Here is an 11243-nt window from a genome sequence, read left to right as displayed (position 1 = left end):
ATTCAAAAATTCAGTTTATGAAAAAATATTTCAACATACATATAATTGCCGTAGCTGTATTGATGGTAACAGCAACAGCTTGTCATAAGAAACTTGATTTACAACCGGAAAATGCCAATACATCAGAAAAACAGTTCAGTACCTTAACAGGTTATAAAGAAGTTTTGGCAAAGGTTTACGGAGCTTATTCGTTGGTGAGTAGCACAGGAGTAGGGGTATCTGATGTAAATATTGCAGGAATTACTGATGCAGGTACCACCGACTTCCTGCGCGCCTGGTGGAACTTACAGGAATTGCCGACCGATGAAGCCATCTGTGCCTGGAATGATGCTTTCCTGGTGAACTTTCATAATATTAACTGGACTTCCTCCAATATTTTTGTACATGCTGCTTATGCCAGAAGCCTTTTTCAAATTACCGTTGCCAACGAGCTGATCAGGGAAGCCAGTGAAGAAAAAATAACAGCCAGGGGATATACCGGCCAGGAAGCAGATGAAATCAGAAGGTTTAAAGCAGAGGCGCGCTTTTTAAGAGCTTTCCAATATTGGGTATTGATGGATTTATTTGGAAATCCTCCGTTTGTAACAGAAGAACATCCTATTGGTAAATATATACCTGAACAAATTTCAAGAGCTGATTTATTCGATTTTGTAGAATCAGAGCTAATTGCCATTGAAAATGATCTGGCTGCCCCGCGCCAGAATGAATATGCACGTGCTGACCAGGGTGCCGCATGGGCTTTATTGGCACGGCTTTATCTGAACGCCGCAATATATACAGGTAACGACAGGTTTACGGATGCCATTACTTATTCTAAAAAAGTAATTGACGCCGGTTACGCCTTGAAAACGAACTACAAAACACTTTTCATGAGCGATAATGATATAAATAATCCGGAGATTATTTTACCCATCGCGTATGACGCCGTTGAATCACAAAATTACGGGGGCACTACTTTTCTGATCTGTGCTGCACATGGAAATAACGCTGAGGATAATGCGAATTACGGAATTCCTAACGGTGGTTGGTTAGGAAACAGAAGTACTAAAAACCTTCCATTGATTTTTGGAGACTATAGCGGAAATGCTGATAAAAGAGCCATGTTCAGCGGTACAAACCTGGAAGTAAATGATGTATTCACGTTTAATGATGGTTTGAGTGTACACAAATTTAATAACAAAACCTCTGCGGGTGTTACGCCGCCTTCACCAAATGGCGTTTTGTGTAGTGTCGATTTTCCCTTATTCAGATTAGCAGAAATGCACCTGATTTATGCCGAAGCTGTATTACGTGGCGGAACCGGTGGTTCTACGGCAGATGCATTGAATTATATTAACCAGTTACGGGAAAGAGCCTATGAAAATACCAGCGGAAACGTCAGTGCCATCACGTTAAATGAAATATTAAATGAACGTATGCGTGAATTATATTGGGAAGGATTTCGCAGAACTGACCTGATCAGATACGGACTGTTTACAAGCAGTTCTTATTTATGGCCGTGGAAAGGTGGCGTGAAAGACGGAACAGGGGTGGCACCTCACTTCGCCTTGTATCCGATTCCTGCTGCAGAAATTCTTGCAAATACCAATCTGGATCAAAACAATAATTACTAGATTCTAAACGGATCTGTGAATGAATAAATTTTTTTCTATGCGAATCAAAATATCTTTTTTATCTGTTTTTTTCACGCTGATGACATTCATAGCATGTAAAAAAGAAGGTGACCTGCCGGTTTTAAGTGCCGGCACATTCGATTCAAGCGCTTTGACTACCTCTGCCACCACATTGGTATTGAATGAGAGCATGAATAATGATACTGTTTTAACCTACAGTTGGAAAGCTGCTTCTTTCGGGGCTAATGTTGTAGTTTCTTACACTCTTCAGTTTAGTGCTGTCAATGATACTTCCAATAATTGGGCTACTGCCACACGAATTAATATCGAAAACCGCGTTTTAACGCACGGCTTTACAGCACTTGAACTCAATAATCTTCTTACCCAGCTAAATTTAACGCCGGGTGTGGCTGCTGAAATTGCAGTAAGAATCATTGCCAATGTGAATCAATTTGATGGAAAAACATCTGTAATACCACCTGTATATTCAAATACATTGATACAAACAATTACACCTTACGGTATTGATTTGTTTGTTCCGGGTGAGTATCAGGGCTGGGATCCGTCCACAGCACCACGGCTGGCACCTGTTGCCGCTTTAACCGGCTTATATGACGGATTTGTTTATATGCCCGGACAAGGCCCTTTATATTTCAAATACACCAGCACACCGGATTGGAATCACACGAACTATGGTGACGGCGGAAACGGTACATTAGATACCGACGGCCTGGCAGCAGGTTTATCTGTTCCTGTCGGTGGATATTATTATCTTACAGCCAATCTTCAGCAAAATACATGGACGGCTACTAAAACCACCTGGGGCATTATTGGAGCTGCCACGCCGGGAGGTTGGGATGCAGATACGGAATTGAACTATGACGAATCTCAACAGGTTTGGACAGTTACCACTCACCTGATTGCAAACGGTTCATTTAAATTCCGCGCTAATAAAGCATGGAGTATGGACCTTGCGCTGGATAATGAAGGTAAACTACAGTATGCAAATCATCCTTTATTACCTTACAATGAAAACCTACAGGAGTTTTCTGTAGCAGAAGACGGTGTATACAAAATAACACTCGATCTTCAGCACGCCGGTAATTATAGTTATTCTATCGTAAAACAATAATTGATTAATAATTCATCTGAGAAAGAATGAAAACTACCCTTTATACTTTATTGTTCTGGCTGCTGTTAAGTAGTTGTGGCAAAAAAACAAATTCCCCCGACAATCAGCCACCTGATGATCCTTCTCCTGAGCAATATGGAACTCCTTTCACGGGCGTTCCTGATCCGGAAGATGTTGTTCTTTACCAGGTGAATATTCGCGCATTCAGCAACCAGGGCAATTTAAAGGGGGTTACGGCCCGATTAGATGAAATTAAATCACTGGGAGCTAATGTTGTTTATCTGATGCCGATTCATCCGGTAGGACAATTGAACGCTTTTAATTCTCCCTATTGCATAAAAGACTATAATGCTGTTAGTGATGAATTCGGAACACTAAACGACCTACGTGAACTGGTGGATGCAGCACATAGTAAAGGATTAGCCGTTATACTCGATTGGGTTGCCAATCATACTTCATGGGATCATACCTGGATCAGTGAACACAAAAACTGGTATCAACAGAACTCCGCCGGGCAAATTATTAGTCCGCTCGAATGGAGAGACGTTGCCCAACTTAATTTTTCGAATCAGGACCTGCGTAAAGAAATGATCCGGTCAATGAAATCATGGATATACAAAGCTAATGTAGATGGTTTTAGATGCGATTATGCTGACGGGCCGCCGCTGGACTTCTGGAAGCAGGCCAATGACAGTTTACGATCAATCAAAACACATAAATTATTATTGATGGCAGAAGGTAGCCGTAATAATAATTTTCTTACCGGATTTGATTACAACTTCGGTTTTAATTTTTATGGAACCCTGAAATCAGTTCTCATGAACAATGCATCAGTCAATACCTTGTTTACAACTCATCAGGCAGAATATGTAAATGCAGCTGCCGGTAAACGGGTGGTACGTTATACTACTAATCACGATGTAAACGGGTCGGATGGTTCTCCGGTAAATTTGTTTAATGGAAATGATGGAGCAATGGCGGCTTTTGTAACAGCGGCAACCATCAATAGTGTACCCATGATTTATAATGGACAGGAAATTGGAATGCAGCAAAATATACCATTTCCCTTCACTTCTGTAAAAATAAACTGGTCAAACGAAAATACAACTGTAAAAGCGGCTTATAAAACATTTATCTCGTTTCGAAACCATAGTACTCCACTCAAAAGAGGATCACTACAGCCATACAGCAACAACGATATAGTTGTGTTCACAAGAACACACGAATCAGAAACCGTACTGGTTATAATAAACATGCGCAACAATAATCAGTCACTGGAAGTTCCGGCAGCAATTCGGGGAAACTGGAAGAATGGATTAAACAACAACGAATCATTGGTATTGAATGAGCAACTCTCTCTATTACCCTACCAGTATTTGATTTTACAAAAAACTTCATCTTAGGTTTTCAGCACGAACATTAAAAAACGACACATATGAAAAAAGTGTTACACACGATTGCTCTTAAAAAGAGTGATAAGGGACTTTATTGTCTCATACTCATCCTGTTTTTAGGTTTATTTACAGCCTGGTCAATTCCCCTACAGGCACAGGATCCCCCACAATACGGAACTCCATTTAATAATGTTCCCGATGCCCGTGATGTCAATATGTATCAGGTACATTTGCGGCCTTTTAGTGCTGCCGGTAATTTTGCCGGTGTCACAGCCCGCCTGGATTCTATCCGCGCATTAGGAATTAATGTATTATATCTGATGCCCTTTTATCCGGTAGGTCAGGATAACAGAAGTTCCAATTCACCCTATTGTGTAAAAGATTTTACAGGCATTGCGCCTGAATATGGTACATTAACTGACCTGCGTGCATTGGTAGATGGTGCTCATAGCAGAGGAATGGCAGTAATGATTGATTGGATTGCAAACCAGACTTCATGGGATCATGACTGGATCACCCAATATCCCGAAAGATATGTCAGAGATGGGAACGGTGTTGTACAACCGCTGAATCCATTTCCGGATGTTGCTGCTCTGAATTTTGCCAATAGCGGAATGCGCACGGCCATGATTAACGCCATGAGGTATTGGGTATTTGCAGCAAACATAGATGGGTTTCGTTGCGATTTTGCGAATAATGCACCATTAGACTTCTGGCAACAGGCAATTACAAATCTCAGAGGTATTTCCGGAAGAAATTTATTATTTTTTGCAGAAGGAGACCGTTTAGAAAACTTCCAGGTTGGATTTGATCTCAACTTTGGAGATAAATGGTATTATGATGCCATTATGCCTATTGCAAACGGTGGTAATGTAAGTCAGATTCAACAAACCACTAATGTTGAATATACTTATGCAGCCGCTCATCAGCAGGTAGTTCGTTATACTGCCAATCATGATACCGAAAACGGAACTACTGCTTTGAATGTTTTTGGTGGCCACAACGGAGTGGTGGTGAATTTTATGGTATCAGCTTACATGCGTGGCGTACCTTTTCTGACCAGCGGACAAGAAGTGGATTTCAATCAAACCATTCCCTGGCCATACACTACTGTAAAAATTAACTGGAATGCGAATCAGTCTGCTTCAGCCGACTTCAAAAAAATATTGAACTTCAGAACAGCCAGTACCGCTATCAGAAGGGGATCAATGACCAATTACTCTAATACAGATATCTGTGCATTTACAAAAGTACAGGGAACTGAAAAAGTAGTAGTGATAGCCAATATGCGTAATCAGTCAAGAACCTATCAGATTCCATCTGCACTGGCCGGTACTTATGTGAATGTTTTCAATAATAATTCATCCACTACATTAACAGCAACAAATACGATCACACTCGGTGCTTTTCAGTATCTGGTATTAACCAATGCAAATGTTCCGAATGTTCCGGTAACAGGTGTAACGGTAAATCCAACCACCCTTACTTTACAGCAAGGGTTAACGTCTGCCATATCAGCTACAATAGTGCCATCCAATGCCACTAATCAAACTGTTAACTGGACGAGCAGCAATAATGCCATTGCTACCGTAGACGCTACAGGCAAAGTTACAGCTGTAGCAATTGGTACGGCAACAATTACAGCTACTACAGTTGATCAGAACAGAACTGCAACTACTACCGTAACCGTACAGGCTCCCACCAGCTTTACAGTTCATTTCAATAAACCAGTGAGTTGGGGAAGTACCGTGCGTATTTACTGGTGGAGTGCACAGCCCGGCGGTATTCTGACAGATGGATCATGGCCCGGTGTTACAATGACCTCAGATGGAAATGGCTGGTATAGTTATACATTTACCAATATCACTGCTACTAATCTGATATTTAACGACGGTACCGCACAAACAGCTAATCTAAACAGAGATAAAGACGGCTGGTACATGAACGGCACATGGTATGATTCATTTCCGGGAAACCCTGCACCAGTATATTATCATATAGAAAACCGCTGGCAGGCAGGGCGCTTTCTATATGACAATGGAAATGGTACAGTACAGTATGGTACCAATCCTGGTAATAACACTGCTTATCAATGGATACAGGAAGATGCCGGTAATGGTTATGTGTTATTAAAAAATCGAAATACCGGCAGGTATATGCATCTTGAAAATCAAAATGGGAGCGTACAGTGTGGCAATATTAATACATCGTGGTATAGTGCTCAATGGACGATTGCTTCAGCCGGTAGCGGATGGAACTACCTGCAAAACCGCTGGAACGGCTCACAATGGATTAACATTGAAAACCTCACTGGTAATGCTCAGTATACAGGATCACAAGCCGGTTGGCACAGTGCTATGTGGCGATTTGTAGCGGTGTCATCGTCACAACGAACCGCAACCACTACTTTACAAAATGAGCTCATTCAGAAAGAAATTATCGAACAAGCGAGAATATATCCGAACCCATCCACGGATGGACAATTTTATGTTGAATTACCTTCTGCATTGAAAGGAACAAAATCTACCCTTACTATATACGACGGCAGCGGGCGTTTGTTTCATCAACAAGAGTTAACAAGTTCTTCAAGAATCAACCATTCCCTTAAACCTGGGTGGTACATGATTACCATTCGTTACGGCAATTATCAGGAAACACAAAAACTTTTGATACGCTAGAATAGAAGATGATGGAAACTAAGCAGAGGTTGTCTCGTAAACGGGACAGCCTTTTTTTATAACATCATTTTTTTCCACTCTTTATTACCGGATTCCTTTCCACCATTCCTGAAATACCTGTGTGCTGTCATTCAGCTTTACAACTTCTCCGATCATTGGCGTTGCCAGTCGATAAGTATTTGCAGCTGCCAGCTCTTTCGCACGAATCAAAGGTTCATCCCATGGATGACGGGCTAATGTAAATTTGGAGTGGTGTACCGTCAATAGATTTTTGGTGTTCAGATCCAGCGCTGCCTGGGCAACTTCTTCCGGTAAATTATGTACGCTTTGCCAGGCTTTATTATATTGCCCGTTTTCAATAATCGCCCAGTCAACGTCACCCAATGTACTTTGTAAATTTTTAAACCTATCGTCATAACCACCATCGCCACTGATATAAATTTTTAATCGAGGTGTTTGCAGGAGAAACGATAACCATAAACTTTGTGCACGTTTGAAAGCTCTTCCCGAATCATGTTGTGCAGAAGAAGCATGAAGTGTAAGCGAATCACTCACTTTTAACGCCTCATACCAATCCATTTCGATAATTTTCGAAGGAGCGTATCCCCAGTGCTCAAAATGAGCACCAACACCTAAACCACAAACCACATTCTTAACTTTATCTTCTAACGCAAGAATAGTCGGATAATCAAGGTGGTCATAATGGTCGTGTGAGATCAGAAGATAGTCGATCTCAGGCATATCGTCTGCTGAATAAATATTTGTACCCTTATACGCTTTCGGACCCCATGGAATAGGGGAGGCACGCTCACTAAAAACAGGGTCTATGAGAATACGTTTACCTTCAATCTGAATATAAACAGAAGAATGTCCGAACCAAACTAAAACATTTTCATTGATATCAAGTTGTTTCAGATTAGTTTTTATAGTTGGTAATGAATCAACGGGAGCAGTTCTTGGAAATTTCTTAAAGAGCATCTTATATATTTCACCTGCCATAGAATAACCTTCAGTAATAGTGGGTTTTTCTATCAGATTTCTGAACTTACCGTTTTTATAATTCGGTGATTGTTCTACTTTTGTTAATCTTTCGCCTGCCGGTGCTCTTCCGAATTGAGGTTGTTGCATATACATTAAGGTTACAATAAATATTACAGCTAAACACATTAACAAAACAAAAAAAATGCGTTTGATGTATTTAAAAAATCTTTTCATTCAGTTTAAGTTAGCTTTGACCACTTCTATTAAGAACAGTTTTTAATAACAATTGGTTGAAAAATTGTCAGTATTGTCAGATAATTTTTGACGGTATAAAAGTATGGTCTAATTTTATTCCTGACAACTATAGAGTATACTCAATAGTTTACACTTTAACTTTTTATAAACATTCCCGTTTTATGCTGATTAACACTCTATCAAAGAAAACAGGCGTTTCTATTCATACTCTGCGCTACTACGAAAGTCGCGGGTTGATTAAAGGACAATGCAGGGAAGGGGTTACTACTAATAATTATAAAACATATCCTGAAGATGCTATTGAAGTAATTGAATTCATCAATGAAGCAAAGGAGGTCGGTTTTACATTAAGTGAAATTAAGAATTTGTTAGACAGCTGGACAAATAACCGGTTATCACCCGAGAAGAAAAAAGCTGTTATTGCAGCTAAAATAGAAGAAGTAGAATTAAAAATAAAACAGCTGAAACTGGTAAAGAAAAAATTACAAGTGGTTTTGAAAGAAGTAGAAGAGGGATACTGCTAACAATCATCAATATCCCTGTATTAAAATTAGTTTTTTTTGCGGTCAACATTAAAAATATCACCGCTGTTGTATTTTTCCTGTAATTCTTCTTTGGTTAAAATAAATACATCTTCCGAAAATGGCTCAGATTCTAATGTATGTAATTTGCCGGATTTATTAATTTCATACTGATTGAACTGAATGAAAACAGAATCCTCTCTTACATCTGCTATTCTTAGAAGTGTATAGTGGCCGGTAGAGGTTCTTATTTTCATAATATCCCCGGCTTGTGGTGCAGCGATGTATTTTTTGGTAAGTGCAGTTTTTTTATTACTGATAAAGACCAGTGAACTTACTAACACTATCAATAAAAATGTACCGCTAAAAATCCATAACGGCGTTCTGCTTTCCGATTTAAGTTTTTCATACCTTGACTTCAATGAAGCCGGCATTTGTTTGCTTCTCAACACCTGTTTACAATGGCTGCATTCACTTACACCCACTTTTCTCAAAGGAAACATAGGTATCCAGAATACGTGTGCATATTTTTGATAGATATATAATGAAACACTGGCTTTACTGTTGCAGTAAGTACAATCTTCATAATTCGGTTCATGTACAACATATTTAGAGTTATGCCCGAAAATTATCATTGGTGGTTGAGTTTAGAGAATAAATGAATATGATCGGACAATGTACAAACTAATGGTGAAAATCAAAACGGAAGGAAACTTTCTCTCAGAATATTTTCGTATAATTTTTATACTGCAGCAGATTGGTTTATTAATTATTAATCTCTTAAAACTTTAATAAAATAAGCTTTTCATTTTATTTTAAATCATTGAAAATCAATATTAGTTACCGGTAGGTGCGTGTCGAACTGTTTCGTAAGCTCTTGTTTTTAAGTAGGTTAGGATATATTTTTGACTTACTAAAAGTTAGTAAAGAACTATTTTAAACTTATAATAATTTAAAAATACTAATATGAAAATAGCCATTATAGGAGCTACCGGATTTGTGGGAAAAGCTTTAGTAAATGAAGCACTTGAAAGAGGTTTACAGGTTTTAGCCGTTGCCAGAGATACTTCAAAGCTAACTATTGCCAATGATCATCTCATAAAAGAAAATGTTGATGTAAATGATATAGATACACTGGCAAAAGTACTTACGGGTTCTGACGTTGTAATCAGTTCATTTAATGCCGGTTGGACAAATCCGAATATTTACGAGGATAATTCCAAAGGGCTGGATTCAATTGAAGCAGCGGTAGTACAATCCGGTGTTAAGCATTATATTGTAATCGGCGGAGCCGGTACTTTACAAATAGACGGTAAACAATTAGTAGACGGACCCGACTTTCCTGCTGAGATTAAACCAGGTGCCACTTCAGTAAGAGATTATTATAACAGGCTCAAAGAAAATAAAGTGCTTGATTGGACATTTTTTAGCCCTGCAATAGAAATGCATCCAGGTATCACCACCGGTAGAACCGGAAAATACCGTACAGGAACTACTTCACCTGTATTTAATGCAGCCGGAAGAAGCGTACTTTCTGTAGAAGATCTATCGATCGCATTGATTGATGAAGCACAAAACCCACAATTTATTAAACAACAGTTTACAGCTGCTTATTAATAAAACGAAATAACAAGAAGCCCCCTGTAATATGTTTATCACATAGACAGGGGTCTTTTATAATGAAGAATATTCACACCTGAATCTAATCGTATTTGTTGATCTATCTTTAGTTGTAAAGGAGCTGACAACAAAGCCTGCTCAAAAAGCCTTTTACCTTTACCGGAAATAAGCGGTTGTATCAAAAAGATATATTCGTCTATCACTGCTGATTGACTCAGTGTTGTTATAACGGCCGGGCTTCCTAGTATAAGTATAGAAGTTTTACTAGTTTGCTGAATACCCGAAATTGTTTCAGGATCGAGATTTTTGATAAATCTGGTATTTTTCCAATCAGAATTACTCAAAAAAGAAGACACCACCCACTTTTGTTTATTAGTGAGCAATGTTCCTGTCTGGCGCATATGCTGTGGTAATGAATCATCGTTTAAAGCTTTTGGCCAGAAATTTTCGAACAACTGAAACGTTACCCTACCTAGTAAAATGATATCAGCTTGTTCAATAAGCTGGTTATTGAACTCATGGTGGCGGTTATCTGCGATCACATCCATGTGATTACAAAACCCGTCTAAGGATACATTAATTACAGAAATAATCATCACTGATATTACTTAGTTTATAAACGATGTGTTTCTCTTGATTGGAGAATGTTTAATCTGTTTTCATTTGCCCATTTGACCAGATTTTGAATATGCGGCAAAAGACTCATACCGCGTGGCGTTAATTCATAATCTACACGTGGGGGTATTTGTGGATATACCGTTCTTTTCACCAATCCGTCTTCCTCCAGGGTTTTTAACGACACTGTCAGCATTTTCTGAGAAATACCCGGAATCATTTTATAAATCTCATTAAAACGCAATACAGAACTTTCACCGAGCAATAAAAGTATCAGGGTAGACCATTTGTCTCCAAATCTGTCGAGTATTCCCCGAACAGGACAGTTTTCATCTACATCTATTTTAACAGATTTGCTTTTCTCCATCACCAAAGTTACTTATTACTTACCAAAAGTAAGTAATGAATGTATGTTAAAGTATTTTTGGAAATAT

10 protein-coding genes are annotated in these 11243 nt (G+C 39.0%); 6 read left to right on the top strand and 4 right to left on the bottom strand.

Going from position 1 to position 11243, the window contains the following annotated elements:
- Window positions 1-17 precede the first annotated feature (17 nt).
- The 4 genes from D9O48_RS16080 to D9O48_RS16065 are packed head-to-tail and all read left to right on the top strand — an operon-like array spanning window position 18 to window position 6817.
- Window positions 18-1613 (top strand): RagB/SusD family nutrient uptake outer membrane protein, encoded by a 1596-nt coding sequence (locus tag D9O48_RS16080; RefSeq protein ID WP_126974005.1) that lies wholly within the window; start codon window positions 18-20, stop codon window positions 1611-1613.
- Window positions 1614-1650: 37 nt separating this feature from the next.
- A complete protein-coding gene (locus D9O48_RS16075) occupies window positions 1651-2745 on the top strand; it encodes a SusE domain-containing protein (RefSeq protein WP_158624916.1) in 1095 nt (364 codons plus the stop codon).
- A gap of 26 nt (window positions 2746-2771) precedes the next feature.
- Window positions 2772-4148: an alpha-amylase family glycosyl hydrolase gene (locus tag D9O48_RS16070; RefSeq protein WP_126974003.1), complete on the top strand. Its 1377-nt coding sequence runs from the start codon at window positions 2772-2774 to the stop codon at window positions 4146-4148.
- A 32-nt stretch (window positions 4149-4180) separates the two neighbouring features.
- Window positions 4181-6817 carry an alpha-amylase family glycosyl hydrolase gene (locus D9O48_RS16065; protein ID WP_126974002.1) on the top strand — a complete coding sequence of 879 codons (2637 nt, stop codon included), beginning with the start codon at window positions 4181-4183 and terminating at the stop codon, window positions 6815-6817.
- A gap of 84 nt (window positions 6818-6901) precedes the next feature.
- Here D9O48_RS16065 and D9O48_RS16060 read toward each other — a convergent pair whose 3' ends face one another.
- Window positions 6902-7945, bottom strand: a complete 1044-nt coding sequence (locus D9O48_RS16060; RefSeq protein WP_233589264.1) for an MBL fold metallo-hydrolase — start codon at window positions 7943-7945, stop codon at window positions 6902-6904.
- Window positions 7946-8214: 269 nt separating this feature from the next.
- On the opposite strand from D9O48_RS16060, the gene D9O48_RS16055 reads away from it, so the two are divergent.
- Window positions 8215-8577, top strand: coding sequence for a MerR family transcriptional regulator (locus D9O48_RS16055; protein WP_126974000.1), 363 nt, complete (start codon window positions 8215-8217; stop codon window positions 8575-8577).
- Between the two features lie 26 nt (window positions 8578-8603).
- Here the strand turns inward: D9O48_RS16055 and D9O48_RS16050 are convergent, their stop codons facing one another.
- A complete protein-coding gene (locus D9O48_RS16050) occupies window positions 8604-9209 on the bottom strand; it encodes a hypothetical protein (RefSeq protein ID WP_126973999.1) in 606 nt (201 codons plus the stop codon).
- A gap of 331 nt (window positions 9210-9540) precedes the next feature.
- Between D9O48_RS16050 and D9O48_RS16045 the strand changes: the two genes are divergently transcribed.
- Window positions 9541-10191: an NAD(P)-dependent oxidoreductase gene (locus D9O48_RS16045; RefSeq protein ID WP_126973998.1), complete on the top strand. Its 651-nt coding sequence runs from the start codon at window positions 9541-9543 to the stop codon at window positions 10189-10191.
- 38 nt (window positions 10192-10229) lie between these two features.
- On the opposite strand, the gene D9O48_RS16040 is transcribed toward D9O48_RS16045, so the two are convergent.
- Both D9O48_RS16040 and D9O48_RS16035 read right to left on the bottom strand, forming a co-directional pair.
- Complete coding sequence (locus D9O48_RS16040) at window positions 10230-10790, bottom strand: dihydrofolate reductase family protein (protein ID WP_126973997.1); 561 nt, start codon at window positions 10788-10790, stop codon at window positions 10230-10232.
- Between the two features lie 17 nt (window positions 10791-10807).
- Window positions 10808-11176 (bottom strand): winged helix-turn-helix transcriptional regulator, encoded by a 369-nt coding sequence (locus D9O48_RS16035; RefSeq protein WP_126973996.1) that lies wholly within the window; start codon window positions 11174-11176, stop codon window positions 10808-10810.
- Between the last annotated feature and the right edge of the window lie 67 nt (window positions 11177-11243).

The sequence above is a fragment of the Gynurincola endophyticus genome (genome assembly GCF_003991195.1).
GTDB lineage: Bacteria > Bacteroidota > Bacteroidia > Chitinophagales > Chitinophagaceae > Gynurincola > Gynurincola endophyticus.
This window is presented reverse-complemented; position numbering and strand designations above follow the sequence as displayed.